The organism is Microvirga terricola, from assembly GCF_011777495.1.
GTDB lineage: Bacteria > Pseudomonadota > Alphaproteobacteria > Rhizobiales > Beijerinckiaceae > Microvirga > Microvirga terricola.
Genome location: NZ_JAATJS010000002.1, coordinates 528,693 through 555,372 on the forward strand (window position 1 = coordinate 528,693; position 26,680 = coordinate 555,372).

At 61.6% G+C, this 26,680-nt stretch carries 23 protein-coding genes; 16 read left to right on the forward strand and 7 right to left on the reverse strand.

From position 1 onward, the window contains the following. Nucleotides 1–25 precede the first annotated feature (25 nt). From HB375_RS06920 to HB375_RS06930, 3 genes are all read left to right on the forward strand, one after another. Nucleotides 26–874 carry a cytochrome b/b6 domain-containing protein gene (locus HB375_RS06920; protein WP_167672236.1) on the forward strand — a complete coding sequence of 283 codons (849 nt, stop codon included), beginning with the start codon at nucleotides 26–28 and terminating at the stop codon, nucleotides 872–874. Then, on the forward strand, nucleotides 871–1,647 hold the full coding sequence (locus HB375_RS06925) for a molybdopterin-binding protein (RefSeq protein ID WP_167672237.1): 777 nt from the start codon (nucleotides 871–873) through the stop codon (nucleotides 1,645–1,647). Before HB375_RS06920 ends, HB375_RS06925 begins: the two co-directional genes overlap by 4 nt. Nucleotides 1,648–1,851: 204 nt before the next feature. Beyond that, nucleotides 1,852–4,389 carry a calcium-binding protein gene (locus tag HB375_RS06930; protein ID WP_167672238.1) on the forward strand — a complete coding sequence of 846 codons (2,538 nt, stop codon included), beginning with the start codon at nucleotides 1,852–1,854 and terminating at the stop codon, nucleotides 4,387–4,389. Between the two features lie 32 nt (nucleotides 4,390–4,421). On the opposite strand, the gene HB375_RS06935 is transcribed toward HB375_RS06930, so the two are convergent. Genes HB375_RS06935 through HB375_RS06945 form a run of 3 tightly spaced genes read right to left on the reverse strand, consistent with a single transcriptional unit; the run spans nucleotide 4,422 to nucleotide 8,245 of the window. Then, nucleotides 4,422–6,011, reverse strand: coding sequence for a sensor histidine kinase (locus HB375_RS06935; protein WP_167672239.1), 1,590 nt, complete (start codon nucleotides 6,009–6,011; stop codon nucleotides 4,422–4,424). Then, the gene (locus HB375_RS06940; RefSeq protein WP_167672240.1) at nucleotides 6,008–6,706 is read right to left on the reverse strand and encodes a response regulator; all 699 of its coding nucleotides are present in this window, start codon (nucleotides 6,704–6,706) and stop codon (nucleotides 6,008–6,010) included. Before HB375_RS06940 ends, HB375_RS06935 begins: the two co-directional genes overlap by 4 nt. Nucleotides 6,707–6,715: 9 nt before the next feature. Further along, nucleotides 6,716–8,245 (reverse strand): DUF4153 domain-containing protein, encoded by a 1,530-nt coding sequence (locus HB375_RS06945; protein WP_167672241.1) that lies wholly within the window; start codon nucleotides 8,243–8,245, stop codon nucleotides 6,716–6,718. 90 nt (nucleotides 8,246–8,335) lie between these two features. Here HB375_RS06945 and HB375_RS06950 point away from each other — a divergent pair, with 90 nt between their 5' ends. From HB375_RS06950 to HB375_RS06985, 8 genes are all read left to right on the forward strand, one after another. Further along, complete coding sequence (locus HB375_RS06950; RefSeq protein WP_167672242.1) at nucleotides 8,336–8,584, forward strand: hypothetical protein; 249 nt, start codon at nucleotides 8,336–8,338, stop codon at nucleotides 8,582–8,584. A gap of 74 nt (nucleotides 8,585–8,658) precedes the next feature. Beyond that, the gene (locus HB375_RS06955; protein ID WP_167672243.1) at nucleotides 8,659–10,185 is read left to right on the forward strand and encodes an ABC transporter substrate-binding protein; all 1,527 of its coding nucleotides are present in this window, start codon (nucleotides 8,659–8,661) and stop codon (nucleotides 10,183–10,185) included. Nucleotides 10,186–10,258: 73 nt separating this feature from the next. Beyond that, nucleotides 10,259–11,200: an ABC transporter permease gene (locus HB375_RS06960; RefSeq protein WP_167672244.1), complete on the forward strand. Its 942-nt coding sequence runs from the start codon at nucleotides 10,259–10,261 to the stop codon at nucleotides 11,198–11,200. Continuing rightward, nucleotides 11,200–12,066, forward strand: a complete 867-nt coding sequence (locus HB375_RS06965; RefSeq protein WP_167672245.1) for an ABC transporter permease — start codon at nucleotides 11,200–11,202, stop codon at nucleotides 12,064–12,066. The genes HB375_RS06960 and HB375_RS06965 overlap by 1 nt, the downstream gene beginning before the upstream one ends. Nucleotides 12,067–12,069: 3 nt before the next feature. Next, on the forward strand, nucleotides 12,070–13,293 hold the full coding sequence (locus HB375_RS06970) for an amidohydrolase/deacetylase family metallohydrolase (RefSeq protein ID WP_167672246.1): 1,224 nt from the start codon (nucleotides 12,070–12,072) through the stop codon (nucleotides 13,291–13,293). Continuing rightward, nucleotides 13,290–14,303 (forward strand): ABC transporter ATP-binding protein, encoded by a 1,014-nt coding sequence (locus tag HB375_RS06975; protein WP_167672247.1) that lies wholly within the window; start codon nucleotides 13,290–13,292, stop codon nucleotides 14,301–14,303. The genes HB375_RS06970 and HB375_RS06975 overlap by 4 nt, the downstream gene beginning before the upstream one ends. Continuing rightward, nucleotides 14,300–15,286, forward strand: coding sequence for an ABC transporter ATP-binding protein (locus HB375_RS06980; protein WP_167672248.1), 987 nt, complete (start codon nucleotides 14,300–14,302; stop codon nucleotides 15,284–15,286). The genes HB375_RS06975 and HB375_RS06980 overlap by 4 nt, the downstream gene beginning before the upstream one ends. Continuing rightward, nucleotides 15,283–15,768, forward strand: a complete 486-nt coding sequence (locus HB375_RS06985; protein ID WP_167672249.1) for an Atu1372/SO_1960 family protein — start codon at nucleotides 15,283–15,285, stop codon at nucleotides 15,766–15,768. Before HB375_RS06980 ends, HB375_RS06985 begins: the two co-directional genes overlap by 4 nt. Before the next feature lie 19 nt (nucleotides 15,769–15,787). Here the strand turns inward: HB375_RS06985 and HB375_RS06990 are convergent, their stop codons facing one another. Then, entirely contained in the window at nucleotides 15,788–16,594 is an 807-nt protein-coding gene (locus HB375_RS06990) for an IclR family transcriptional regulator (protein ID WP_167672250.1), read from the reverse strand. Nucleotides 16,595–16,701: 107 nt separating this feature from the next. On the opposite strand from HB375_RS06990, the gene HB375_RS06995 reads away from it, so the two are divergent. The 4 genes from HB375_RS06995 to HB375_RS07010 all read left to right on the forward strand — a co-directional run bounded on the left by HB375_RS06995 (nucleotide 16,702) and on the right by HB375_RS07010 (nucleotide 20,867). After that, nucleotides 16,702–17,901, forward strand: a complete 1,200-nt coding sequence (locus HB375_RS06995) for an aminotransferase class V-fold PLP-dependent enzyme (RefSeq protein WP_167672251.1) — start codon at nucleotides 16,702–16,704, stop codon at nucleotides 17,899–17,901. Between the two features lie 181 nt (nucleotides 17,902–18,082). Next, nucleotides 18,083–19,087, forward strand: a complete 1,005-nt coding sequence (locus HB375_RS07000) for a patatin-like phospholipase family protein (RefSeq protein WP_343232363.1) — start codon at nucleotides 18,083–18,085, stop codon at nucleotides 19,085–19,087. 78 nt (nucleotides 19,088–19,165) lie between these two features. Beyond that, entirely contained in the window at nucleotides 19,166–19,405 is a 240-nt protein-coding gene (locus HB375_RS07005) for a DUF3297 family protein (RefSeq protein WP_167672252.1), read from the forward strand. A gap of 160 nt (nucleotides 19,406–19,565) precedes the next feature. Next, nucleotides 19,566–20,867, forward strand: a complete 1,302-nt coding sequence (locus tag HB375_RS07010) for a flavin monoamine oxidase family protein (protein ID WP_167672253.1) — start codon at nucleotides 19,566–19,568, stop codon at nucleotides 20,865–20,867. Between the two features lie 7 nt (nucleotides 20,868–20,874). Here the strand turns inward: HB375_RS07010 and HB375_RS07015 are convergent, their stop codons facing one another. The 3 genes from HB375_RS07015 to HB375_RS07025 all read right to left on the reverse strand — a co-directional run bounded on the left by HB375_RS07015 (nucleotide 20,875) and on the right by HB375_RS07025 (nucleotide 24,117). Continuing rightward, entirely contained in the window at nucleotides 20,875–21,219 is a 345-nt protein-coding gene (locus HB375_RS07015) for a DUF5335 domain-containing protein (protein ID WP_167672254.1), read from the reverse strand. A gap of 64 nt (nucleotides 21,220–21,283) precedes the next feature. After that, the gene (locus HB375_RS07020; RefSeq protein WP_167672255.1) at nucleotides 21,284–21,730 is read right to left on the reverse strand and encodes a host attachment protein; all 447 of its coding nucleotides are present in this window, start codon (nucleotides 21,728–21,730) and stop codon (nucleotides 21,284–21,286) included. Nucleotides 21,731–21,789: 59 nt separating this feature from the next. Then, nucleotides 21,790–24,117, reverse strand: a complete 2,328-nt coding sequence (locus HB375_RS07025; RefSeq protein WP_246728374.1) for a tetratricopeptide repeat protein — start codon at nucleotides 24,115–24,117, stop codon at nucleotides 21,790–21,792. Between the two features lie 742 nt (nucleotides 24,118–24,859). On the opposite strand from HB375_RS07025, the gene HB375_RS07030 reads away from it, so the two are divergent. Next, entirely contained in the window at nucleotides 24,860–26,662 is a 1,803-nt protein-coding gene (locus tag HB375_RS07030) for a sensor histidine kinase (RefSeq protein WP_167672256.1), read from the forward strand. Nucleotides 26,663–26,680: the final 18 nt, after the last annotated feature.

Consider the following 26,680-nt stretch of genomic DNA (forward strand, 5'->3'; position numbering starts at 1 on the left):
GTTTGGCAAGGAAGGATCCTGGGCGATGGAGGTTTCCGATCGCGGACGGGCTCAGTCCGAGAGCAAGCTCATCTACAGACACTCAAGCCTCGTGCGCGTGACGCACTGGATCAACGTGTTGTGCTTGACTGTTCTGTTGATGAGCGGATTACAGATCTTCAATGCTCATCCGCGCCTCTACTGGGGACAGTACGGCGCCGATAGCGACCCTGCCATTGTGTCGCTCGACGCTGAGGAGACTGACGGCAGTGTCCGCGGCGTCACGCGCATCGGTTCTGTCGCGATCCCGACCACCGGCTTTCTGGGCGCATCGAAGGTCGAGGGGGAACTGACGCCGAGGGGCTTTCCCTCATGGCTGACATTGCCGAGCTATCAGGATCTTGCGACCGGCCGGCGGTGGCACTTTTTCTTTGCTTGGCTCTTCGTCTTCAACGGCATTTGCTATCTGATTTATAGCTTTTTAAGCGGACATGTCCGTCGCGATCTGAAGCCTGATCGCGATCAGCTCACGGCTCGCCATTTCATTCAAGAAATCGCCGACCATGCGCGCCTGAGATTTGCGCGCGGGGATGAGGCGCGCCGCTACAACGCCTTGCAGAAAATGGCCTACCTTGTGGTCATTTTCGTCCTCCTACCTCTCATGCTGGCGACCGGTCTCACCATGTCGCCAGGAATCGACGCGGCCCTTCCATGGCTAGTCGATTTCTTTGGGGGCCGTCAGTCGGCGCGGATGATTCACTTCGTCACCGCCTCTTTGATAGTGGCATTCGTCGCCATTCACATCGCGATGGTGCTGGTATCCGGCGTCTGGAACAACCTGCGCTCGATGATCACGGGATACTATGTCATCAAGCCGGAAAGGCCGCCGATATGAGTGGTCTCTTCTCCCGACGCCGCTTTCTCGGATTGTCGACGATAGGCGCGAGCGCGATGTTCCTCAGCGGGTGTGACCGGCTCGCGCAGAATGAGAAAGTGCGGAACGTCCTCGACATGGCCGAGACTCTGACGAAAACGACGCAGCGCGCTCTTCTGTCTCAAGGAGCTTTGGCGCGCGAATATCCGGAGGCGGACATCTCTCCCGTGTTTAAGGTCAATGGAACGAGCATGCCGGATGGGGAGGAATATGCGCGGCTCTTGGAGGGAGGCTTCGCGGATTGGCGGCTCGTCGTGGATGGCCTAGTGCGTCAGCCGTTGAGTCTGTCGCTGGCAGATCTCAAAAATCTCCCTTCACGGACACAAGTCACGCGGCATGATTGCGTGGAGGGATGGAGCGCCATCGGCAAATGGACGGGTGTTCCCCTTAGCGTCGTTCTTGAGAAGGTCGGGCTTTTGCCGAGTGCCCGCTATGTCGTGTTCCATTGCGCCGATGATCTCGGACAAACTCTCGGTGGATCGGGCCGCTATTATGAAAGCCTCGATCTAGTCGACGCTTTCCATCCGCAGACCATTTTGGCCTATGGCATGAATGGGGAAGACCTGCCTGTGGCCCATGGTGCTCCCTTGAGACTGCGTGTCGAGCGGCAGCTCGGCTACAAGCACGCGAAGTACCTCCTGCGGGTCCAGGCAACCGATAGCTTCGCGGGGATAGAAGGCGGGAAGGGCGGATTCTGGGAAGACTTTGGTTACGAGTGGTACGCGGGCATTTGACGGTACCGCTTCCGCGGTCAGTGAGGCGGAATCGCTTCAGGCATGCGCGCATGCAACCTGTCGGAATGTTTCGCAATTAAAGACAAATCAAAAGTAATAATTATACTATAACATGGCGACTAATTATCCTAATATTGTAATTATTTCAATTGACTCCAAGGCATCGTTCGAATTCATGTCGCCTCATGATTTCGGGGCGCTGGCATGTCATCTACGTCACTCAGGACGATCGACTTTCTCATTGACGGAGAGCCAGGCGCCCTCATCACCGTCACCGAGACGGCAGCCGGTGAGCTCAATTTAAATGTCCGCGTGACCGACGTGATTTCGGGGCCCAAGGATCTGCCGGATATCGGGGATCTCCGGGGCCTCTTCTTTCATGTCTCCGACGAAAGCCTGCTCAAGGGATTGTCGATCTCGGGCAGCGACGTTTCAGCCTACAAGATCGGCGCCAACGCGATCATGCAGGTTGACGGCGACGTCAACATGAATGGAGAAGTCGGCAAGGCGGTTGGTCCGTTTGATGTGGGTATCGCATTCGGCACGCCGGGTATCGGCAAGGACGACATCCGCGAAACCGCATTCACGCTGTCAGGCTCCGAACCGCTGAATCTCGATTGGGTTCTCCAGCAGCATTTCGGACTTCGTCTGACCAGCGTCAGCGACAATGGCGCGGGACGCAATCTCAGCCTCAAGCTGGCGGGTCAGATGACAGGCACTCCTAAAGTGCTGAACCCGGACCCGGTCGATCCAGGACCGACCGATCCTGGCCCCGTCGATCCTCATCCGACGAAACCGAATCCCGATCCGACCAATCCGCCCGGCTCCACCGACCCAACTCATCCGGTGTCCTACGACGACCTCATCGAGGGCGGTGACGGGAACGATACGATCTATGGCGGCCTCGGCAACGACGAGATGCAGGGCGAGGGCGGAGACGACCTCATCATCGGTGGCAAGGACGACGGACGCCTCGACTGGACGCATGGCCTGAGTGTCGCCATCGGCGACAATCTCTACGGCAATGACGGCCGCGACACGTACCTTTACAAGAAGGGCGACGGCGTCGACCTCATCTGGGATTTTCAGCCCGGTCAGGACGTGATCAGGCTGACAGGCTACAAGCTGCAGGATGTGGCCGCCATCACCCTCGTCAAAGAGGTGGCCAACCGCATCCATACCGACAGCCACGACAAGATCGCGCTTATTCTGGATAAAAGCGGGGATGCGATCATCTTCAACGATTTTCCGAATCCGAGCGAGAACGACGTCGCCATCGTGTTCGCCGATGGCCGCACCCTTTCCTCGGCGCAACTGCTGGCTCTCGCGAAGGCCAATCCGATTGAAGGGGGATCCGCTTTTTCGTCTATGACCGGTGCCAACTCGAATGGGTCCTCTTCAAATGGCCCAGGCGCAAGCCCACTCGATCTCTATGGCAACAACGACGACGACATCCTGATCGGCGGCCTCGGCGATGACCGGCTTTACGGAAACGAAGGCGTCAACGGCCTCAACGGTAGAGGCGGCAACGATCAGCTGTTCGGTGGTAACACGCGGGATACAATCATCGGCGGGGAAGGAGACGACTCCGCCTACGGCAACGGAGGCGATGATATCATCATCGGCAATGCGGGGGGCGACAAGCTTTACGGCGCAGGCGGAGACGATCTGATCTTCGGCGACGATGCCGAAGGCGTGGATCTGCCTTCGCTGCTGACATCCTATACGCCTGCCGCCGCGGGCGAGGAGGTCGGCGCGACCATCCGGATTAAGAGAACCTGGTGGGGTGGCTTCGAGGGCGAGATCGACATTACGGCTAATGAAAGCCTCGGCCATTGGGGCATCTTTCTGTGCAGCAAATTCAATCTCGACAATGTCTGGGGTGCCAGGACGGTCGGGGAAACGAGCTGGTCCAAGGGCGTCGTCTATAAACTCGACAACGCGAATTGGAACGGTTCGCTGTCGGTCGGACAGAAGACGACAATCGGCTTCACTGCACAGACCGGCGTGAACGGCGTCGTGGATATCAAGACGCTTCTGGCTGGCCTTTCGATCGTGAAGGACATCACGACGGCCGAACCGACGGGGCAGGACGTCACCATGTTCCTTGGCAACACGCTGCGCGGCTTCGGCGGCGCCGATACTCTCGTCGGCACGGCGGATGACGACACGTTCTACATCGACGACACCCGGGACAAGGTCAGCGAAAGAGCCTCCAGCAGCACGCACGACAAAATCGTCACCTCCGTCAGCTATGCGCTGGCTTCAAACGTCGAAGACATGGCTGCGACCACCGGCGCAGGCGGGATCAGCCTGAGTGGAAACGCTATCGGCAACGGGATCCAAGGCAACGACCGCGCCAACAGGATCAATGGCGGCCTGGGCAACGATACGCTGACTGGCGGCGCGGGCAAGGACACCTTTGTGTTCGATACGAAGCTCGGTACGTACAAGACGAACAAATCGGTGAACCTCGACAAGATCACCGACTTTTCCGTCAAGGACGATACGATCTGGCTCGATAACGCGATCTTCAAGAAGCTCGGGAAGGCCGGCAAGTTGAACAAGGACTTCTTCGTCGTCGGCAGCAAAGCGCAGGACGGGGACGACTATCTGATCTACGATAAGAAGACCGGCAAGCTCTTCTACGATGCCGATGGGGCTGGTGGGGGCAAGGCGACCGAATTCGCACAGCTCTCGAAAAACCTGAAGCTGACCTACGCCGACTTTCTCGTCATCTGACGGGGCGTACGCCGTGATCTTACGGCGTGCAATCAAGCTTTCGGCAGGCGGATTTCAAAGACCGCGCCTTTGTCCGAAGCCAGGAGCCGGATTAATCCACCATGTGCGCGTAGCATGGCTTGAACGATGCCGAGGCCCATTCCCGTCCCGCCGGACTCACGGCGTGTCGTGAAAAAGGCATCGAAGATCCTGTCCCGATTGGCCGGGGATATTCCCTCGCCGTCATCGCATAGGGTCATGATAACGTCATGACCGGCCGAGCGCCCGGATACTGTGAGAGCGCGGGCGCGATGGCGAATGGAATTGTCGGCGAGGTGTGACAGAACGATGGAGAGGTTCTCCGCAGAGATCGCGACACTGCTGTCGAGCGATCCCTCGACCCGGATGTCCAAATTCGCAAAGGCGCTCTTGAGGTCTGCGACGCTTGTCGAGAGAAGCGTGTTCCCGCGAATTTCCGGGTTGTCGGCACGAGCCAACTCGCGCAGGCGGTGCAGCATGGCCGCCAGGCGTGTGGTGTCGGCGATGATGTTGTCGAGAAAACGCAGGCGCTCGGGGCCCGTCATGGACCCGGGCGCCGCAGCGGCGTCATCCCGCAAGAGCTCCGCCGCGCCCTGGATCGAGGTGAGCGGCGTTTTCAACTCGTGCGAGACATGGGCCGCGAACGTTCTGATATAATCGGAGCGCTCGTGCAGCCGTTCGGTCATGTCGATGAAGCTTTGCGACAGAAGAGCGATCTCGCGGGTACCGTGATGGGCAAGCGGTTCAAGGGCTTCGCGCCTACCGCGCCCCATTTCGACCGCGCGTGCGACGAGCGCATGGATGGGGCGGGTAATGGTGCGCGAAAAGATGAAGCCGATGACCAGCGTCGCCCCAAAGATTGTGAAACCGGCAAGGATGAACTTCCGCTGCTCGCCATAGATGTGCTTGACGATATTGTTGGGTGTTCGTGACGCATAGATCACGCCGGCCACGCGGTCCCGGACGATGACCGGCATGGCCGAGAAAACGCGAATGCGCGTTCCCCGGCTGAGAGAGTAGAGCGGCGGAGGCGGCTCGTCGGAGATGCGTGTGCGCAGGACGGCCTTGTAACGCCCTTGCAGCGCCTGCTCGACCTCTTTGACGTGCGCCAGGGACAGGCCGTGTTCTTCCCGCCCTGCAATGACGACACCGTGCGAGTCGAGCAGCCTGAAACCTGCAAGCGTCACGGATTGGGTCTGTAGCGCGACGACCTGCAACCGCTGACCGATCGCGATCAGGGGAGGGGCGGGCGGAACGGCGGCCGGAGCGGCTTCCGGCCGGGGACCGAGAAGGTCCTCGCCGGCCAAGTCGAGGGATGGCTGAAGGGAGCGGTCGAAGCCGTTGTCGCCGGAGGGCGCAGGCGACAGCACCGCCGCCCCCAAAAGCGAGATCGGATCAGGCGTCGATTCCACTTCCTGCGCGAAGATCGCGGCGAGCACCGCGCTTTGTGCGATCAATTCCGCCTCGGTTTGGCGGATGAGTTCGTTCTCGTAGAGCCGAAAGAAGAACAGACTGACCAGCGGCAACGTCAGCACCGTCATCAAGACGGCGAAAATGATCATGCCGAGCGTCGGCCGCCACTTGGCCATGACCCGGGTCGTCATGGGGCGGCCTCGCAGGAGCCCAGCTTGAAGCCGACGCCATGCACCGTCTCGATAACGCTGCTGCAGCCGGCTGCTTGAAATTTCGCACGGATGTTGCGGATGTGACTGTCGATGGTCCTGTCGGAAACGTAGATCTGAATGTCGTAAGCGGCATTCATGATCTGCTCGCGCGTGAGCACGATGCCCGGGCGGGTGACGAAGCTTTTCAGAATCATGAACTCTATGGCCGTCAGCGTCACGGGAGATCCGTCGAACGCCGCCGCATGATGAAGGGCGTTCATGGACAGGCGCCCCTGCGCCAACGGTTGAATCTCAGATTGCGCAGGAACTCTTTTGGTGCGTCTGAGAATGACATTCGCGCGGGCGACCAGCTCTCGCGGGCTGAACGGTTTGGTGACATAATCGTCGCCGCCGATCTCAAGGCCCAGGACGCGGTCGATCTCCTCATCCCGGGCCGACAGAAACAGGATCGGAACATCGGAGGTCTTCCGAATCTGGCGGCAGACTTCGAGCCCGTCCATCTCCGGAATTCCGATATCGAGAACGATTAGGTCCGGCGAGAACTCTGCAAATCGGTTCAGTGCCTCTCTGCCGTCGCGGGCGATGGCTGTCGCCATGCCGCCCTTCTCGAGCGCAAAGCAGACCACCTCCCGGATATGCGGATCGTCATCGACGACAAGGATCCGGTGCGCCACTCCTGTCTCCTATGGATTGCTGGGTCTCTCTGGCGTTACAATGGCTCCTTCCTTAGCATCGACCCGACGGTCGAGATAGCGTTGCAATCGCCAATCCCGGAAAGCCCAGGCCCGCCAATCGTCCATGCTTTTGATATGGGCGAGAGCCGCCTCTTTGCGCCATTGGACGAGGGGGTGAGAGGTCATGAGGCCACGGCGCACGACGTAGCGATCGAGGGCCGGAATGGCGTGGGGGCCGAGCGCCCGGAGATAAATCAAGTCGGGCGATGTCGCGCCCGACACGGCTTCGCGTTTGTAGGAGAGATTGTAGTTCGCGATCATCGCGGTGAAGTTGATGAGGCTGCAGGCGTAGAGCGTCAGGGCCAGAGCGAGCGCATTGGCCCCGACCAGCCATCCGTTGGAGCGCCGCAAGGCGATGCGCACCATGATGAGGACCAGCCCGACCGCCACGAGAGACATCCAGATGAAGGCCGCGATGCGCAGATGGGTCAGGGAGTAGACTTCCACGTAGAGATCGAGGCGCAGGATCGAGGAGATCACGAGAAGGACGTTCTGTCCGACCCAGATATAGACTAGCCGCCGGATAAGGGGAGATTGTTCGCCGGCTCCGCCGGGGCGCATGGCCGCCAGGACGAAGGCTGCCGCCAGAAGGGCCGTGACGATCAGCGGATAGGCTCCGCGATGGGCATATGTCGCATAGGTCATGCCCTGCGGCAGCGCGGCTCCGCCCCAAAGATACATGGCGTCGAGGACGGTCTGCACGGCAAATAACGCGTTGAACAGAACGAGAGAGCGTTGAATCGTTGCCGGTCCGAGCAAGAGGTTCCTGCTTTCAACGCGAGGGACGTCCGTAGTCGGCGGGGTCTGTCTCACGCGTCTTTCACACAGGCGGACAGAGAGAAAAGGCCAGGCGACCATGAGCAGCGCGCCCCAAAAGAGCGCCCGGGCGACGTCGAAGTCCCAACTTTGCCGTGACACGTCGAAGACTGCGAGCCATTGCTCGATCAGGGGATTGGCAGAGGCGAAGAGTGCGGTGAAGACAGCGCCGCAGAGGATGGGAACGACCCAACCCACCAGCACATCCAGCCGCAGCCACTTCCGCCCCTGGCTCTGGAACTCACGTTGGGTCTGAAGCAGATCGGGAAACAATTGGAAGGCGCCTTTCAGAAGCAGCCTTCGAGTCGAAATCGCCACAGCGTCCCATCCATTCGTCAGCCCGCCCGTCATGACGACTGCGGCAAGGGCCGTTCCGAGAATGCCGAACAGAAGGGCGATCATCCCGGTTGCCTCCACGAGGGGGAGGAGCGCTAACAGCAGAATCGGCGCTGCAGTCCGGACGTTGCGCCGCTCACTCGGCTGGGGACGCATGAGAAAGGACCCTGTGGCGAGGAGGGTCAGGAACAAGACGAGCGAGAGGCCGGCCGCATGACCGTAAAAGAGCCGGTCGCCGATCGCCGCGATCGCGGCCGCAATGGCGAGCTTCGAGCTGAATCTGGAGTGAGGCGGGATGGTGGTGTCGGCATTGAGGGCAGCGGTCATGTGAGATCGGCCTGTTGTTGAGAAGGTGAGATCTCATCCAGGCTTTCGATCCGGTCGACTGCCTCGGTCCTCCGGTCAGGAAAGGTGAGAATGGTCGCCGTCGGTTTTGCGATCTCGTCGCAAAGCCACCATCCCTCTTTCAGGAGGCAGGTGGGCAAAGTGGGCGAAAGGGGACTGGATGATCTCATGCCGCCAACCTGCCTGGGCGCTTTGCAGAACGGTCAGAGGACTTGCTCAGGATTTGAGGATTTTCGTGCAGCTTTTGTGCATGGACTCGGTTTGTTGCGCGTGCTTCCGCGCCATTTCAATGCCGGGTTCGCCGCCCATCGTTGCTATTGACGTAAAGGCACGTTTCTCGCACTATGACATAACTAGAGGGCATAATCCATAAATATGGAATAGGGGAGAGTGCAATGAAGCTTCTGGCAGGTGCATTACTGTCCGGCGTCATGATGCTCGGGGCCGGTTCGGCCTTGGCTCAGCAGCCGGGAGGAATCGTCAACGTGGCGACCATTGGCGAGCCGCCGACGTTGGACCCGATGGTCTCGACCGCCGATCTCGTCGGCATCGTCACGCAGCATTTCTTCGAAACCCTGTTCACCTTCGACAAGGATTGGAACGTCACTCCGCTTCTCGCGGAGAGCCTTCCCGAGATCACCGACGGCGGCAAGACCTACACCATCAAGCTGCGCACCGGCGTGACGTTCCATGACGGATCGGCCATGACGGCCGACGATGTCGTGGCGTCGCTCAAGCGTTGGATGGACCTTGCTTCGCGCGGCAAGCAGACGGCGGGCAACATCGACAAGGTGGAAGTCGTCGCCCCCTCGACCGTTCGCATTGTTCTGAAGGCACCTTACGCACCGTTGCTGGCGCTTCTGTCGTTCAACAATTCCGCGGCCGTCATTATGCCGGCGAGCAAGATGAGCAATCCGCTCACCGAGCCGGTCGGAACGGGTCCCTACAAGCTTAAAGAACGCAAGCCGGATCAGTATATCCAGCTCGTCCGCCATGAGAGCTACAAGCCGCGCGCCGGCAGCGCCGACGGTTATGGCGGGGCGCGCAAGCCGCTGCTCGATGAGATCCGTTTCGTGCCGGTTCCCGATGCCAACACCCGCATCGAAGGCGCGATTTCGGGCCAGTTCGATTATGTGGACTCGCTTCCCGTCGAATCCTATGACCGCATCAAGAACCTGCAGACCACGAAGCCGGTTTTGCTCAAGCCGTTCGGCTGGCCCGTCTTCGTGATGAACACGAAGCAGGGCGTAATGGCCAATACCGATACCCGTATGGCGGTGCGGTTGGCCTTGAGCATGGAGGACATGCTGGCGGCGGCCTTCGGCAGCAAGGAGTTCTATTCGCTCGATGCTGCTATGTATCCGAAGGGCTACGTGTGGCACTCCGAGGCGGGGACGGAAGGCAAGTACAACGTCGCCGATGCCGACAAAGCGAAGGCGCTTCTCAAGAAAGCGAATTACGACGGAAAGCCGGTGCGCATTCTCACCAGCCGCCAATACGAGTTCCACTACAAGATGGCGCAGGTCGCGGCGGAGTATCTGAAGCAGGCGGAATTTGCCGTCGACATGCAAGTGGTGGATTGGGCGACCCTGACGCAGCGCCGCGCCGATGCCGCCCTGTGGGACATCTATATCACGCATAGCCCGTTCCTGCCGGAACCCGCGCTCATCGGTCAGCTCTCGGAAAGCTCGCCGGGCTGGTGGTCGACGCCCGCGCGTAAAGCGGCCGTGGACGCCTTCAACACCGAGAGCGATCCCAAGAAGCGTCCCGCGCTCTGGGCCGAGGTGCAGAAGGTCATGTATGCCGAGACGCCGAGCATCAAGATCGGTGATTTCAATGCGCTCTCTGCGCAATCGCCGAAGCTCGATGGCGTCATGCCGGCTCCGTGGCCTTACTTCTGGAACGTCTCGATCAAGAAGTAGCCTGTCAAACGCCTGATCGAAGGGCGTCCTCCGTGACGCCCTTCGCCGCTCCTCAAGGTTGAAGTCAAAAGGTATGAGCCGCTACGTCTTCCAACGTTTGCTCGGCATGCTCGTGGTGATGTTCGTGGTCGTCACGATCGTGTTCATCATCGTGCGCATTGCGCCCGGCGATCCCGCCGCGGTCATGCTCGGGCCGGATGCCACGGCGCAGGATGTTTCAGCCTTGCGCACGCGCCTTGGGCTGGACAGCCCCATCATCGTACAATACGGCATCTTCTTCGGCCAGCTACTGCAGGGCGACCTCGGGGAATCCATCTTTCTGAACCGGCCCGTCCTGACCGCGCTTGCAGACCGCGCGGAGCCGACATTTTTCCTCACCCTCTTCTCCATTCTCATCGCTGCGCTCATCGCGATCCCCGTCGGCATCATGTCTGCCTACTGGCGCGGTTCGCTCTTCGACCAGGGTGCGACGACCCTCGCCATGCTCGCAGCATCCATTCCGAGTTTCTGGCTCGGACTCATCCTCATTCAGATCCTCGCGGTGCGATGGGGCGTGTTTCCGGTCTCCGGCTATGGCGGGCCCGGCGCGAGCCTCATGACGCGCCTGTCGCATCTCGTCCTGCCTGCGATCTCGCTCGGCGTCGTGTCCTCCGCCTTGATCCTGCGCTTCACGCGGGCGAGCATGCTCGACGTGCTCAATGACGATTATGTCCGCACGGCCCGTTCGAAGGGCATGAGCGAATTCCGCGTGATCATGAAGCACGCCTTCAAGAATGCGCTCATTCCGGTTCTTACGGTTATCGGCATCACGGCGGCGCTTCTCGTTTCCGGCGCAGTGGTTACCGAAACGGTGTTCGGCTTACCCGGCGTCGGAAGCCTCGTCGTCTCGGCGGTTTTGCGTCGTGATTATCCGGTGATCCAGGGCGCGCTTCTCATCATCGCCGCGCTTTATGTGCTCATCAATTTCCTGATCGATATGCTCTATCTGCTCGTCGACCCGAGAGTGCGCTACTGATGGCCGCCGCTGCATCCTCTTCCGTGCCGACGCCCACGCATTTTGTCTTGCGGCTCATCAGCCGGAAGACGGTCCTGGTCGGCCTCCTCGCGTTGCTCACCATCGCGGTCGTCGCCATTCTCGCGCCGGTTCTCGCGCCCTATGCGCCGAACAAGCTTTCAGTCGTCAACCGGTTGAAGCCGCCGGGCGCGACCTTCTGGTTTGGCACCGATGAATTCGGGCGCGACGTGTTCAGCCGAACGATCTATGCGGGCCGCCTGTCGCTCCTTGTCGGCGCGTCGGTTGTGACTTTTGCTGCGATCTTCGGCGTGGCACTCGGCCTCATCGCCGGGTTCTTCAAACGGCTCGATACTCCCATTGCCCGCATCATCGACGCGATGATGGCGTTTCCCGATATTCTGCTTGCGATTGCACTCGTTGCCGCGCTGGGACCGTCGCTTCTCACCGTCATCATCGCGCTCGGCATCGTCTATACGCCACGTCTTGCCCGCATCGTGCGCGCCTCGACTCTGGTGATCCGCGAATTGCCTTATGTGGAGGCGGCGAGGGCACTCGGCGTTCCGACCTGGCGGATCATGACGCGGCATGTGTTGCGTAATCTCGTGTCGCCGATCCTCGTCCAGGCCACTTTCATTTTCGCTTACGCGATGCTGGCGGAAGCCGGGCTTTCCTTCCTCGGCCTCGGTGTCAGCCCTGAAATCCCGACCTGGGGAACGATGATTGCGGCGGGCCGCCAATATATCGGCCAGGCCGATTGGATGACGTTGTTTCCCGGCATCGCGATCATCGTTTCCGTGCTCTCCCTTCAGATGGTCGGCGATGGATTCCGCGATCTGCTTGACCCGCGCTTGAGAAAGGACCTTTGATCCATGACTTTCGCAGAAACAGGACGGCCGCTCCTGCTGACCGGCGTGAAGCCCGTCGCCTTTGGGGCCGGCTCGCCTGATACGGCGGTCGATATCCTGATCGGCGGCGACGGTACGATCCAGACGGTCGGTGCGTCTCTTGCGGCACCGGAAGGCGCGCAGCGGATCGATTCATCCGGCGCTTACGTCTCGCCCGGCTGGGTCGATCTTCATGCCCATGTCTGGCACGGCGGCACCGACATTTCGATCAAGCCGCAGGTCTGCGGCGTCGAGCGCGGCGTCACCACCATCGTCGATGCGGGGTCGGCGGGCGAAGCGAATTTCCATGGGTTTCGCGAATACATCATCGAGCCCGCGAAGGAGCGCATCAAGGCGTTCCTGAATATTGGTTCCATCGGCCTCGTCGCCTGCAACCGGGTGAGCGAACTGATCGATATGCGGTCTATCGACATCGACCGCACCCTTGCCTGCGTCGAAGCGAACCGCGATGTCATCATCGGCATCAAGGTCCGCGCCAGCGGCGTCATTCTGGGGTCCTGGGGTATCACGCCGGTCAAGATCGCGAAAAAGGTCGCCAAGGTCCTCAAGCTTCCGCTGATGGTGCATGTGGGCGAACCACCTCCGCTCTTTGACGAAGTGCTGGAGATCCTGGGGCCCGGCGACGTCATCACCCACTGCTTCAACGGAAAGCCTGCGGGCAACATTCTGGAAGACGAGGATCTCTTCCTCCTCGCCGAGCGCTGCGCCAAGGACGGCGTGCGCCTCGATGTCGGCCATGGCGGCGCGTCGTTCTCATTCCGCGTCGCGGAAATTGCCATTCAGCGTGGACTTCTGCCGTTCTCGATCTCGACCGACCTGCACAACCGCTCGCTGGATAATCCGGTGTGGGACATGGGCACGACCATGTCGAAGCTCTTGTCGGTCGGTATGCCGTTTGCGGACGTGATCGAAGCTTCCACCCGCGCGCCGATGTCGGTGATCGGACTGTCGAGCGAAAACCTTCTCAAGCCCGGAACGCGGGCGGAGTTTACGCTGTTCGACGTGAAGGACAGCGATCTCAAGATCCGCGATTCCATGGGGCATGAAGCGCATCTCAAAAAGATGATTACGCCGCGCTTTACGGTTCTCGGGTCCGAGGCGATCAAGGCGAGCCGTTACGAGCCGAAAGTCAAGGCGACGCTGGAAAGTTCCGCGTGCCCTCATTGCGGTTGGGTGGGGGCGCGATGAGCGAGCTTCCCGCCGATATCGTCCTGCGCGTCGACGACCTGCGCACCTATTTCGAGGCCGGTAGCCGGGTCGCGAAATCGGTCGACGGGGTCAGCTTCGACGTGAAGCGGGGGGAGACCGTCGCGGTCGTGGGTGAGTCCGGCTCGGGTAAGTCGGTAACGAGCCTGTCGATCATGCGGCTCCTCTCCGCGCCTGGTCGGATCGTCGGCGGGGACATTCTCTATCGCACCAGCGACGGGCGCGTGCTCGACTTGGCGAGGATGCCGGAAAAGGCGATGCGCGGCATTCGCGGCCAGGAGGTCGCCATGATCTTCCAGGAGCCGATGACGAGCCTCAACCCGCTTTACACCGTCGGGGACCAGATCATGGAGATGATAAAGATCCACGAGCCGGTCTCCCGCATGGAGGCGCGCAAGCGCGCCAAGCGGATGCTGGAGCTGGTCGAAATCCCGGCGGCCGAACGGCGTCTCGATGAATATCCGCATCAGATGTCCGGCGGCATGCGGCAGCGCGCCATGATCGCGCTCGCGCTGGCCTGCAACCCGCGGCTTCTCATCGCGGATGAGCCGACGACGGCGCTCGACGTAACGATTCAGGCGCAGATTCTCGATCTCCTGCGCCGCCTGCAAGCCGAGATCGGCATGAGCATTCTCTTCATCACCCACAATCTTGGCGTGGTGGCCGAGATCGCGCACGATGTGGTGGTGATGTATGCGGGCCGCGTTGTGGAGAAGGCATCGGTCGATGCGCTCTTCGACAACCAGAAGCACCCCTATACGCGCGGCCTCCTGGCCTGCATCCCGAATGCCGCGCGGGATCGTTCCGAGAGCGGTGAGCGGCTGCGCCTGAACCCAATTCCCGGCAGCGTACCGAGCATCCTTGCCCTGCCTGAAGGATGCAGCTTCGCGCCGCGCTGCTCTTTTACGACCGCGGAATGTGACCAGAACCCGTCGCTTCTCGCTGCCGGTCCCGATCATTTGAGCCGCTGCTGGAGGCACGAGATCCTATGAGCGGCAAAGACGTTCTTCTTCAGGTCGACAATCTGACAAAGAACTTTCAGACCGGCAGCGGCATCGTGAAGGCGGTCGATGGTGTCAGCTTCGACGTGAAGCGCGGCACCATCGTCGGCCTCGTTGGCGAATCCGGCTCCGGCAAGACGACCGCCGGACGCTGCACGCTGCGCCTCATCGAGCCGAGCGGCGGGCGTCTCCTGTATGACGGCGTCGATCTTCGTAACTTATCCGAACGCGAGATGCGGGCCTACCGGCGGCGTCTTCAGATCGTCTTTCAAGACCCTTATTCCAGCCTCAATCCGCGCCTTCGCGTCGAAGACATCATCGGCGAGGCGCTCGACACGCATGGCCTCGCGAAGGGGACCGCGCGGCGTGATCGCATTGCGGAGCTGCTCTCCCGCGTCGGGCTCAACCCCGATCACGCCCGGCGCTTCCCGCATGAATTCTCCGGCGGGCAGCGGCAGCGGATCGGCATTGCGCGCGCACTGGCGGTGGAGCCGGAATTCATCGTTGCGGATGAACCTGTCTCGGCCCTCGACGTTTCCGTTCAGGCGCAGGTGCTCAACCTCATTCAAGACCTGCAGAAGAGCTTTGGGCTGACCATGCTCTTCATCGCGCACGATCTCGCAGTCGTGGAATATCTCTGCGATGAAGTGGTGGTGATGTATCTCGGCCGTGTCATGGAGAGAGGGCCGAGCCGCAGCGTCTATGCCAAGCCGCGCCATCCCTACACGCAGGCACTTCTGTCGGCGGCGCCTGTGCCTGATCCCAAAGCTGGCCGGCAGCGCGTGGTGTTGAAGGGGGATATTCCAAGCCCCATGAATCCGCCGTCAGGCTGCGTGTTCAGAACGCGCTGCCCCTTCGCCATCGCCGAATGCGCTCAAGTCGTGCCCTCTTTCGATGCGGTGGGGCACCAACATCACGTCGCCTGCATTCGCCACAGCGATCCTGAAGTTATTTCTCAAGGACATCAATTGTGAACGACGTTCGATATTCAGCTAGGGGGCCGCAAGCGCGCCTGAAGGCGCTTGGCATTTCGCTGCCTGCGTCGCCGACGCCCATCGCCAATTTTGTGACCTATGTGCGCGAGGGAAATCTGCTTTTCCTCTCGGGGCAGGGCCCTCAGGAAGCGAACGGATTTCTACATACGGGCAAGGTCGGCGCGGATGTGACAACCGAGAAAGCTTATGAACACGCCAGGCTCACCGGCATCAATCTGATCGCCGTCATGCAGGATGCGCTGGGTGACCTCTCGCGCGTCAAGCGCGTCGTGAAGCTGCTCGGCATGGTGAATGCGGCGCCGGATTTTACCGAACATCCGAAGGTGATCAACGGCTGCTCCGACCTAATGGTGGAGGTCTTTGGAGAAGCCGGCGTGCATGCGCGCTCGGCGGTCGGCTTCGGCTCCTTGCCGAACAACATCACCGTCGAGATCGAAGCGATTGTCGCCGTTGAGGATTGAGGACCGAAAAATGTCCGGTTCAGCGCCAGCCCAGCGTCGTCTCGATCCGCTCCGCTGCGGCGCGGACGGCGGTGGTGTAGCGCGCCTTGTCCTGCATCACGCGGTGCTCCGGCAGCACGATCGATACCGTGGCGACGCACGCGCCCGCCGGATCGCAGATCGGCGAGGCGATGCAGGCGACGGAGAAATCCGACTCGTTGACCTGAATCGACAGGCGATCTTTCAAAGCCGCCTCGGCGGCTTTCGACAGCGCCGCGGCGTCGGTGTTCGCACGGCCGGTAGGCGAGACCTTCGAGGCGTGACGGAAAATGTCCTGTCGCTCCGCATCGGACAGGTGGCCGACGAGCAAACGCCCGGACGCGGTCCAGTTCAGCGGAACGCGGGAGCCGAGCTTCGACGTCACACGAAAATGGCCGGGTCCATCCGCCATTGCCATGACGACCATATGGTCGCCGTCGCGTCCGCAAATCTGGATGGTCTCCTCAACCTCGCGGCAGAGGTCCTGCATTTCGTGCGAGGCGACATCGAGAAAGTCGAGCGATTGCGCGTAGGCCAAACCGTAATGATAGAGGCGGGGTCCGAGCCAGATCATGCCATCGCTACGGCGTTGCAGCAGCCGCTTCTCGACGAGGTCGTCGATGATGACATAGACGGTGGAGAGCGGCGCGCCGATGGCCTTGGCCACGGCATAGGCTCCGGCAGGTTTCGTTTCTTCCTGAAGATAGTCCAGAATCTGCAAAGCGCGGTCGATGCCGCTCACGCGGGCACCACGACCCTTTTTCTCCGTCGGTGCGGCCTTCGCGATTTTCGGTGTCTTCGCGTCCAACGGATCGCTCCCTGCTGCATCTCTGCGATTTGCAGAATTATACAATCAGTTCCTCAACAATGGAATATCGGTCGCATTCGCGGCGCAAAGTGAAGAAGAGGCTCATCATGGACCAGCAAGACATCCGCAGCGAATTGGGCCTGCGCCCCATCGTCAACGTTTCCGGCACCATGACATCGCTCGGGGCGTCGATTGTCGTGCCCGAAGCCATCGCTGCAGTGTCCGCAATACTGCCGCAATTCGTCGAGATCAACGACCTGCAGAAAAAGGCGAGCCGGGTGATCGCCCGCCTGTGCGAGACGGAGGCGGGTTTCGTCACGGCATCGTGCGCCGCCGGGATTACGCTCGCGGTCGCGGGCGCCATGACGGGCTCGGACCTCGCCGCCATCGAGCGCTTGCCGGATACCACGGGCCTCAAGAACGAAGTGCTGATTATGGCCGGGCACATGGTGAGTTACGGCGCACCGGTGGAGCAGGGCATTCGCCTTGCGGGCGCCAAGGTCGTCCCCGTCGGACAGGCGACGAGCGCTCGAGCCTATCAGCTCGACGGCGCGATCACAGACAAGACGGCGGCTGCGGTCTATGTGGTTTCGCACCATACCGTTCAATACGGCCTGCTTCCGCTGGAAGAGTTCGTCGCCATCTGCCACGCGCGCGGCGTTCCCGTTATCGTGGATGCGGCTTCGGAATATGACCTGAAAGGGTTTCTCGCCACGGGCGCGGATGTGGCGCTGTACTCTTCGCACAAGTTCCTCGGCGGCCCGACCGGCGGCATCGTTGCAGGACGAACTGATCTCGTGCGGGCCGCGTTCCTGCAGAACTCGGGCATCGGGCGCGGCATGAAGGTTGGCAAGGAGAGCATCGCCGGCACGATGGCTGCGCTCGAAGCCTGGGAAACGCGCGATCACGCAGCGGCGCGGGCGCGCGAGACAGGTTATCTGGAACTCTGGCAACAGACGCTCTCGGAACGGCCCGGCGTGACGGCGACGCGCGAGCCTGATCCGACAAACAATCCGCTCGACCGATTGAAGGTCGCTGTCGAGCCAAAAGCGGCGCACATCACGGCCTGGGATCTTGCTGACGCGCTTGCGACCGGGCCGAGGCCGATCATCGTGCGCGATCACGAAGTCGAGCACGGTTTCTTCTATCTCGACCCCTGCAATCTCCATCCTGGACAGGAGATGATCGTGGCTGAACGGCTCGTTGAGGAGTTGGAGAAAGCACGCCGCTCGAACGAGATCATCGCGACCCCGCTCGAGCTCCGGCGCAATCGCGGAGCCGAGGCCCTCAGGCGCTGGCCGGAGTAAAGCGGAGCCGTAAGCGGCCGGGATGGCTCCGCTGAGAATCGGATGGTCCCGGCGTCCTCGTGCTCTACATGAGGTCGGCGGGGACGAGTTTTGACATCCGGCGCGAAGGGCGCGGTCCCCGGGATGGAGAGGCACCCTGGCCCGCTCGGTCTCATCGAAATCGCATTCCGGCCCGGCTCCGGTGACCGTCGATCTGGCACTGCAGGGTGGGGGCGCGCATGGCGCGTTCACGTGGGGCGTGCTCGACAGGCTGATCGAGGAGCCGTGGCTCACCATCGAGGGCATTTCGGGCACATCGGCGGGCGCGATGAATGCCGCGGTGATGGCCGACGGCTATACGCAAGGCGGGAGGGAAGGGGCGAAGGCTGCGCTCGGGCAGTTTTGGCGGCGGGTGTCGGATGCGGCGCTTCTCAGTCCGTTCCGGCGCGGTCCGCTCGACATCCTGATGGGACGCTGGACGTTGGATTCCTCGCCGGTCTTCATCGCGTTCGACCTGCTGGCGCGGATCTTTTCGCCCTACGATCTCAATCCGCGCGGCGCCAATCCGCTGCGCGATATTCTGGCGGCAAGCATCGACTTCAAGCGCCTGGAAACCTCGCGCGTCCGGCTTTACGTCACCGCGACCAATGTGCGCACGGGCGAGGGGCGGGTGTTCCGGCACGACGAACTGTCGCCCGAGGTGCTGCTCGCTTCCGCCTGCCTTCCGACCCTGTTTCAAGCCATCGAGATCGACGGCGAGGCCTATTGGGACGGCGGCTATACGGGCAATCCGACCATTTCACCGCTGATCCGGGAATGCGCCTCAAACGATACGGTGCTGGTGCAGATCAACCCGGTCGAGCGATCCGGCACGCCGCGGACGGCACGCGAGATTCTGAACCGGCTCAACGAAGTGTCCTTCAATGCCTGCCTTTTGAAGGAACTGCGGATGATGGCCCTGTTGCGTCAGGCCGCCGCACACGGCAGTCAGGAATGCGACCGGTGGGCGAAAATGCGCATCCATCGGATCGAGAGCGATGTGATGACGGAGCTGGGATATTCCTCCAAACTCAATGCAGAGTGGGAGTTCCTGACGAAGCTTCGCGATGAAGGCCGTCGGGCGGCGGGCGCCTTTCTGGCGGCGCATGGGAGCGATCTCGGCCATCGCTCTTCGCTCGACCTCGACGCATATCTTAAGTTGGTATGAACCTTGGCTACCAGTTGGAAATGGAGCCGCGAGCCGCTATTGGGGCGAGTCACACCCCCTGCTTTAAAAGGTTGTTCCATGACCGATACCCCTCCTGACCGCCTGTCCATCGACCCCCAAAGCCCGTATTTCGATGCGGCCGTGCTTGAGCGGAACGTCGGCATCCGCTTCAAGGGCGTCGAAAAGACCAATGTGGAAGAGTACTGCGTCAGCGAGGGCTGGGTTCGCGTGTCCGTGGGCAATGCCAAGGACCGCCACGGCAATCCCATGACAATCAAGCTGCGTGGAACGGTCGAGCCTTATTTTCGAGAGACTTAAGCTTGGCTTTGCCGGCTGGGGAAACCCCTCGTCTTGCCATAAAAATGAGCCAGTCTGCCCTCAAGTCCCCCGTGCCTCGACGGCAACGCGCGGCAATCCACCTGTCTCCTTCAGGGATGTCGCGCGTTTGTGGAATGTGGATTTGAAAGAGATTGGCTCCATGCGGATTACCCGACGCGGCCTTCTGGCCGGAACGGCTTCCCTCATGATCGCGCGCCGGGCGCTTGCTTCCGATGTCGACGTTCTCGTCGTCGGGGCGGGCGCTGCGGGTCTTGCCGCGGCTAAGACGCTGCGCGCCGCCGGGCGGACCGTGACGGTCGTCGAGGCGCGCTCACGCATCGGGGGGCGCGCGCATACGGATAGCTCGCTCGGTGCCTCCTTCGATGCCGGCGCGCATTACGTCCATTGGAGCGAGCGCAATCCCTGGCGCAAGATCGCGGACGAGCTCGGCATTCGCCTCAACGAGGACGATGATGGGGGCGGCCTGCGCGTCTATCGCGACGGCGTGGTCATGTCCGAGGCCGAACGACGGCGGCGGCGCAGCGCCAACGGGCAGATCGAGCGGTTGGTCCAGGCGGCGGGCGCGATGGATTATTCCTTCGCCGATGCGGTGCGCGGCAAGCCGCCGGAAATGGCGGACGCGGCGGGTGGCATCACGTTGTTTGCGCTCGGAGAAGACCCTGAGCGCGTGTCTTTGCACGACTACGATCAGTTGTGGAGCGGCGACGATTATATCCCGGCGGGCGGGTATGGGGCGCTGGTCGCGCGCTACGGCGCCGACGTGCCGGTTCAGCTCGACACGCCGGTGACCCATCTGTACTGGGGCGATGGGCGCGTGGCGGCTGATACGCCGCGCGGCACTGTGCGGGCTCAGGCCGCCATCGTGACGGTGCCGGTGGGCGTGCTTCAAGCCGGCGGCATCCGCTTCACGCCCGAGCTGCCGGCGGAAATCCAAGAGGCGCTTGAGGGGCTGCACATGGGCGCCTTGACCAAGATCGCTCTTCGCGTGGATCGCGAGCGCTTCGGCAAGATCGACGTGACGGATCTCGTGGATGTTCAGCAGGGCGGGCCGGTCACCAGCTTCGAGCTATGGCCCGACGATGAGGATCTGGTATTGGCCTATATTGGCGGCGACCATGCGCGCGAGCTGTGCCGGGCGGGCGAAAGCGCCGCGACCGATTTCGCCGTCAACCGTCTTGCCTCGATGCTCGGCGCGCGCGCCCGCGACGCCGTGACCGGTGGGCGCCTTGCTGGTTGGTGGAGCGATCCTTACGCCATGGGCTCCTATTCCATCGTGAAGCCAGGATATGTTTTGGCGCGCGAAGGATTGCGTCTTCCCATCGGCGATCGGCTCTGGCTGGCAGGCGAGGCGACGGCGGGCGGCGGGGCGATGACTGTCGGTGGCGCCACACTGGAAGGTGAACGCGCGGCCAACGAGTTGATGGTTCGCCTCGGAGCGTGAAAGCGCGTCAACTTGCTGCGTGCAGCGGCAGCATCAGGGGATCGCGTAAGGTGACGATTGTCTTGGTGCCTTCGCCGTCGACGATTTCAAAATTCGCCAAGCCCGCTACGCTTTCATCAGCGTAAAGTTCCTGTGGCTTCTGAATGATGTGATCGACGCCGTCGAGGGCGATTTCGAGCGTGTCCTCTTTCGGCTCGTAAACGAGGCCGATCAGAGGAATCCACTCCGCTTCAATCTGACTGCCGATCCTGGGCGAAGCAATTTGAACCTCGGCGAGCCTTCCCGAAAGACCTTTCGAGACGCGGTTGCAGAACGCGCTCCATTCGCCTCGCTGAAGCTGATGGACGGTCATTGTATGCCTCCACTTCGCGTGCTGGAAAAATATCCGTCAAAAGCGACCATCCCGTGGCGTGCCGTCACGCTGGCGTCAGGTGCTGCTCGATCTCTTTGGGCGTGCAGTGGGTGAGATCCTTGTCGATCTCGGTTCTGACGAGTTTTTTAAGAGGCTCGGGCATTTCCTGCCGCAGATAGGACAGGGTCCGCGGCGGCGCAACAAGGATCAGTCCATCCACCGGGTGCTGCTGGTGAAGAGATTTTACTGCGGCAACCACATCCCGCGCGAATTGCTGCTCCTGCATCTCGTGCCAATCCGTCTGCTCCATGGCGCTGCGCATGGAGCCGACGCTTTGAAACGCGCGGCCTGGTTTGTCCGTGCCCTGAACACGCGTCGGCGGGTTGGGGGTGGATTCCAAGCTTTGCGTGAGATGGAGATGCGGCTTCAGCGCTGTCCCGCTATCGTCGAGAAGAGACGCCTTGCGGCCATCGGCAACGACGACCAAAATATGAGATCGGGGATGAGGCATAACGATGAACTCCGTCTCTCTCAATGCTTGTCGAGGGCCGCCGGTTTCAATGTCGGGTCTTAGGGCTTCGGGGCCTGTTTGAGCTGGCCGATGAGGCGTGACAGGTTCAGATCGTCGGGCGTCAGAATGCGCAGTCGCTCTGCGTAGCCGAGGGCCATTGCGATGTCGCGCTGGCGCAAGGAATCCTGCATCAGCGCCGCAAGGATCTCGGCATTATCGGGGCGCGCCCCAAGCGCCTGTTCAAGAATGCGGCGAGCCTCGTCCGGTTGTCCTGCGGATTGCAGGGCCACCGCATAAACATAGGCGTAGCGTGCATTGTTTGCCTCGAGCTCGGCGGCGCGGCGCAGCTGCTCCAGCGCCTCCGGATAGCGTTTGAGTCGCACCAGCGTCAGGCCCAGCGCGTGACGAGGCGCTGCGGCTTCCGGCGCGACGGAAATGGCAGAGCGCAGCAGTTGCTCGGCCTGCGCATCGCGCCCTTGCGTACGATAGAGATCCGCAAGATTCACCCGTGCGGGGACAGAGGCGGGGGCGAGTTTGATGGCGGCGAGATATTCGGCCTCCGCTTCCGCCGTCTTGCCCTGACGCGCGAAGAACCCGGCGAGATTGTTGCGGCTTTCGGGGCGGTCCGCGTTGAAGCGTTCAGATGCCACATACTCTTCGGCTGCGCGCTCGAAGGCTGCGCGGCTTTCGGGTGGTATTGCGGTAGCCGGAACGCCCGCAAGCGCGAGCGCGGCCGCAATGCGCACGCCTTGTACGGGATCGGAAAGAAGAGGGCTTACGCGCCGCCCGCGCTGGTCCGGCGGAAGCGAGACGACGCCGCGCAGGGCAGCGATGCGCACCATCGGATCGGGGTCACTCAGGCTCGTTGCGATGACGGAATCGACCTCAGCCGAAGGGCGCCCGTTGAGTTCGATGAGCGCGGTCCCGCGGGCAATGGCGGGTGCCGCGCCGTCCTGCGCCACCTTGAGAAGAAGCTCGCGCGCCTCGGGACGATTCTGCCGCGCGGCATGGAAGGCTTCAGCATAAGTCTGGAAACCCTTGCGGGTCGGTCCGTGCCACCGCTCCACCGCACTTGAGGACCACGCGGCGGTCTTGTCCGTGTGGCAATCGTTGCAGGCATTGGGCGTATTAAGCGTGACCGAGAGATCGGGACGCGGAATGCGGAAGCTGTGATCGTGCCGCTTGTCTACCACCATGTAGGTACGATCGGGCATGTGGCACGAAATGCAATCAGGCGCGGAAGGCCCTGCGGCATGGCCGGTATGCACAATGGTCGCGAATTTTTCAAGCCGATGACACTGCGAGCAGACTTCCGCTCCTGCAGCTTTGAGTTTGCCGCTATGTGGATCGTGGCAGTCGGTGCAGACGACTCCCTTCGCGTACATCTTGCTCTGCAGAAAAGACGCGTAGTTATAAACCTCGTCGCGCATCTGACCGTCGGCCTCGAAAAGATCGGCGGTCAGGAAAGTGGGTAGATGCGTATCGGCGAGTGGGCGTCCCGGACGCCAGGCATCGCTGAACTGGCCCCGGCGCGCGTGACAACGCGCGCACATCTCCACCTCGCCGCCATGGGCCTGCGGCACGGTGTTGGCAGGACTTCCGGTTTTCGGGTCGGGAAACCAGGTGATGGGCGCGCGCGGCGTCACGACGGATGCAAATCCGGAATGCGCCACACCAGCGGGTTGCCCGCCATTGGCCCAGGCCAGATGACCCGATGCGGGGCCATGGCAGGATTCGCAGCCGAGGCTGATTTCCGAGAATGTCGTGTGAAAAGTGTTTTTCTCCGAGTCGTAGCCTTTCTTCACGTTAGTCGAATGGCATTCGGCACACATGTAATTCCAGTTCTGGAAAAGGCCGGTCCAATGCAGCGGGTCGGTGTGCGGCATCGGCGTGTCGGGGTAGAGATGGAACCAGCGCTGCCCGCCTTCCGCAGCTTTTCGCGTATCCCACGCGAAGGGGAGTGCCTGCAGGCGTCCGTCAGGAAACTCGACCAGATATTGCTGCAGCGGTTCGAGCCCAAAGGTGTACTTCACCGTGAACGCGGCAGTCTTTCCGTCCTTGCTGTCAGTCTCGACGACGAAGCGGCCGTCCTTGCGGAAGAACCGAGCCTTGGAGCCGTAGTGCTCGGCGAACGCGTCGTTGAAGTCCCCGAGAACGGTCGTGTCGTTCGCCTCCTGCATCGCGCGGGCGTGTTGGGAGGTGCGCCACGCGTTCGCTTCGGTGGCATGACAACCCATGCAAGTCGCTGAGCCCACATAAGTCTCTCCCCCCGTTTCGGCATGGAGGGGTTGAGAGCCCCCATCGATCATGAAGGCTGCGCCGACGAGGCCGAGGGAGAGGGCAAAGACCCAAGCAATGGAGTTCAGCGGCTGGAGCATCTTGTGCATGATGCCATCCAAACGTTGCAGCGCAGCTTGGCGTTCCAGAAAAGGGGATTTCTCCTAGGGGCTACTACGCGGCCTCGCCTTTCCGATGGCAGAAGCGTGGGGCGGCAAAACGTATAAGTGAGAAGCGCTCGCAGGTGAGTCTCCCTGCTCCCTACGAGAGCTTTCCAAAGCGCGGTATCGCCCGACTTTTCATTGGCCGCTGGGGATGCTGAGTGCGGTTCGAATCCGAGGAAAGTTCAGCATCTTGCCTTAATTGCATGGTCAAATGCGGCGTTGCCAAGTTTGGCCAGATTTCAAAGGCCCATTTAAGTTTTTAGTCTCACAAACTCATGTCGAATGCTCGCTCTTCTCGCGAAAATGCCGCTTCAAATGTCGTTGCGTTGCGTTATATAGTGGCGCGAGCGGACGGATATGCTCACAACGAACCGCGCGGACATGAAGTCGGGAATGAACGGGCAGGTTGCATGATGGGGCAGAGATGCGGGTCGACCTGCCGGCGTCCTCCAGGCGGCCAACCGCACAGCGAGAACTCTTGATGGACGCGAGAATGGTCGACTCTCCTCAAGAGAAACGCTTCTTCCTTTCCGGCGGCGGCGAAATGGGCGCTTTGATGAGGGCTCATGATTGGAAGCGAACGCCGCTCGGAGACACGGCAGCGTGGCCACAATCTCTGCGGACCCTCGTCGGTGTCTTGCTCGGTTCCCGACGTCCGGGGTTCATCGTCTGGGGTCCGGACCGGGCGATGCTTTACAATGATGGCTATGCGCCACTGCTCGGACAGCGTCATCCAGCTGCGCTCGGGCGGCCTTTCGGCGAGGTCTGGCCCGATCTGGTTGAGACGATGGGGCCCGCCTTGGACAGGGCCTATGCCGGCGATGCGGTGTCGGCGGACGAGATCACCTTCGTCATGCAACCCGGGGACGATCTGGAGGGGGTCCATTTCGCCTTCTCCTGCACGCCGATCATTGTCGGCGACGAGGAGGTTGCTGGCCTGATTTGCCTCGGCGCCAAGACGCGTGCGCAAATGCTTGCCGAAAAGCATATGAGGTTCCGCCTTGAGCTTGACGAGCGGCTGCGCCACCTCGCCGATCCGCGTGAGGTCATGGCGGTCGCGGCCGAGATGCTGGGGCGTCATCTTCGCGCTTCGCGCGCCAATTACGGATACATCTCGGACACGCCGGCGGGGGAAATCTTCACGGTCGAGCGCGATTGGACCGACGGTCAGACGCCGAGCCTCGTAGGGCAATATCGCGTCGACGATTTCGGCGAACCCCTGATCCGGGAATTGAAGCAGGGAAACACGGTCTGCCTGCATGACGCCTTCAATGACGAGATGACTGCGGGTGCGGGCATCGCCGCGACCTATGTCGCTATCGGCGCTCGCTCGGGCATCACCGTGCCGCTCATCAAAGGTGGGCGTGCCGCGGCGGCTCTGCTGGTTCATCAGGTCGAGCCGCGCCAGTGGCGCGAGGATGAGGAAGTGCTGACGCGACAGGTCGCAGAACGCACGTGGGATGCTGTGGAACGTGCGCTTGCGGAGATGGCTCTGCGACGGAGCGAGGCGCGCTCACGCGATATTCTGGAAAGCATCAATGATGCCTTCTATGCCGTCGATCACGAGTGGCGCTTCACTTATGTTAATCGCCGCACGGAGGAGTTCTGGGGGCGAAAGCGCGAGGAATTGATGGGGCGGGTGCTGTGGGAGGCCTTTCCCGAGGCGGCGGCGGGGGAAACGCACCGGGCCCACGTCACAGCGATGGAGGGCGGGCGCCCCATTCAATTGGAAGCGCCGTCGCCATTTGATCAGCGATGGCTCGACATCAGCATCTTTCCCAAGGCAGACAAGGGCCTGTCCGTTTATTTCCGAGACATCACCGAGCGCAAGCGCGTGGAGGCGCATCGCGAACTGCTGCTCAACGAGTTGAACCACCGCGTCAAGAATACGCTTGCTACCGTGCAGTCCATTGCAATCCAGACCTTGCGCAACGCCGACGTGGCAGGCGACGCCCGCAATTCGCTTGAATCACGCCTGTTTGCGCTCTCGCGCGCCCACGACATTCTCACACAAAGGCACTGGGAGGGCGCGGCGCTCGCGCAGATCGTAGCGCAGGCTCTGGAGCCATATCGCGGCGAGCGCGAAAAGCGCCTCCACAGCGAGGGGCCGGATATCAATCTCGCCCCACGCGCGGCACTCGCCATTGCCATGGCCTTGCAAGAGCTCGCTACGAACGCCGTGAAATACGGAGCGTTGTCGAACGAGACAGGCGAGGTTTTCATCCGCTGGTCGCTCGACGATGCGGCCGAGCCGTCCTTGCTGACATTGACCTGGGAAGAACGAGGCGGTCCGACGGTGCAGCCGCCGCAGCGGCGCGGGTTCGGATCGCGTCTGATCGAGCGGAGTTTGGTGCAGGATCTTCACGGCGGGGCGAAAATCGAATTCGCGCCGACGGGTGTGGTTTGCGCGGTCGATATTCCGCTGCCCGTGGCAAAAGCCGGGTTGTCGCTGCTGGACGAGAAAGGGCAGGGATTTAGCCCTTCCGCATAGTCCCCAAAACTTTGGTCA

What these genes read in the sequence shown, in the direction of transcription:
- HB375_RS06920 (WP_167672236.1), top strand. Translation starts at nt 26, where the DNA reads ATGGAGGTTTCCGATCGCGGACGGGCTCAGTCCGAGAGCAAGCTCATC.
- HB375_RS06925 (WP_167672237.1), top strand. Translation starts at nt 871, where the DNA reads ATGAGTGGTCTCTTCTCCCGACGCCGCTTTCTCGGATTGTCGACGATA.
- HB375_RS06930 (WP_167672238.1), top strand. Translation starts at nt 1,852, where the DNA reads ATGTCATCTACGTCACTCAGGACGATCGACTTTCTCATTGACGGAGAG.
- HB375_RS06935 (WP_167672239.1), bottom strand. Translation starts at nt 6,011, where the DNA reads ATGACGACCCGGGTCATGGCCAAGTGGCGGCCGACGCTCGGCATGATC.
- HB375_RS06945 (WP_167672241.1), bottom strand. Translation starts at nt 8,245, where the DNA reads ATGACCGCTGCCCTCAATGCCGACACCACCATCCCGCCTCACTCCAGA.
- HB375_RS06950 (WP_167672242.1), top strand. Translation starts at nt 8,336, where the DNA reads ATGGTCGCCGTCGGTTTTGCGATCTCGTCGCAAAGCCACCATCCCTCT.
- HB375_RS06955 (WP_167672243.1), top strand. Translation starts at nt 8,659, where the DNA reads ATGAAGCTTCTGGCAGGTGCATTACTGTCCGGCGTCATGATGCTCGGG.
- HB375_RS06960 (WP_167672244.1), top strand. Translation starts at nt 10,259, where the DNA reads ATGAGCCGCTACGTCTTCCAACGTTTGCTCGGCATGCTCGTGGTGATG.
- HB375_RS06965 (WP_167672245.1), top strand. Translation starts at nt 11,200, where the DNA reads ATGGCCGCCGCTGCATCCTCTTCCGTGCCGACGCCCACGCATTTTGTC.
- HB375_RS06970 (WP_167672246.1), top strand. Translation starts at nt 12,070, where the DNA reads ATGACTTTCGCAGAAACAGGACGGCCGCTCCTGCTGACCGGCGTGAAG.
- HB375_RS06975 (WP_167672247.1), top strand. Translation starts at nt 13,290, where the DNA reads ATGAGCGAGCTTCCCGCCGATATCGTCCTGCGCGTCGACGACCTGCGC.
- HB375_RS06980 (WP_167672248.1), top strand. Translation starts at nt 14,300, where the DNA reads ATGAGCGGCAAAGACGTTCTTCTTCAGGTCGACAATCTGACAAAGAAC.
- HB375_RS06995 (WP_167672251.1), top strand. Translation starts at nt 16,702, where the DNA reads ATGGACCAGCAAGACATCCGCAGCGAATTGGGCCTGCGCCCCATCGTC.
- HB375_RS07005 (WP_167672252.1), top strand. Translation starts at nt 19,166, where the DNA reads ATGACCGATACCCCTCCTGACCGCCTGTCCATCGACCCCCAAAGCCCG.
- HB375_RS07010 (WP_167672253.1), top strand. Translation starts at nt 19,566, where the DNA reads ATGCGGATTACCCGACGCGGCCTTCTGGCCGGAACGGCTTCCCTCATG.
- HB375_RS07015 (WP_167672254.1), bottom strand. Translation starts at nt 21,219, where the DNA reads ATGACCGTCCATCAGCTTCAGCGAGGCGAATGGAGCGCGTTCTGCAAC.
- HB375_RS07020 (WP_167672255.1), bottom strand. Translation starts at nt 21,730, where the DNA reads ATGCCTCATCCCCGATCTCATATTTTGGTCGTCGTTGCCGATGGCCGC.
- HB375_RS07025 (WP_246728374.1), bottom strand. Translation starts at nt 24,117, where the DNA reads ATGCACAAGATGCTCCAGCCGCTGAACTCCATTGCTTGGGTCTTTGCC.
- HB375_RS07030 (WP_167672256.1), top strand. Translation starts at nt 24,860, where the DNA reads ATGCTTTACAATGATGGCTATGCGCCACTGCTCGGACAGCGTCATCCA.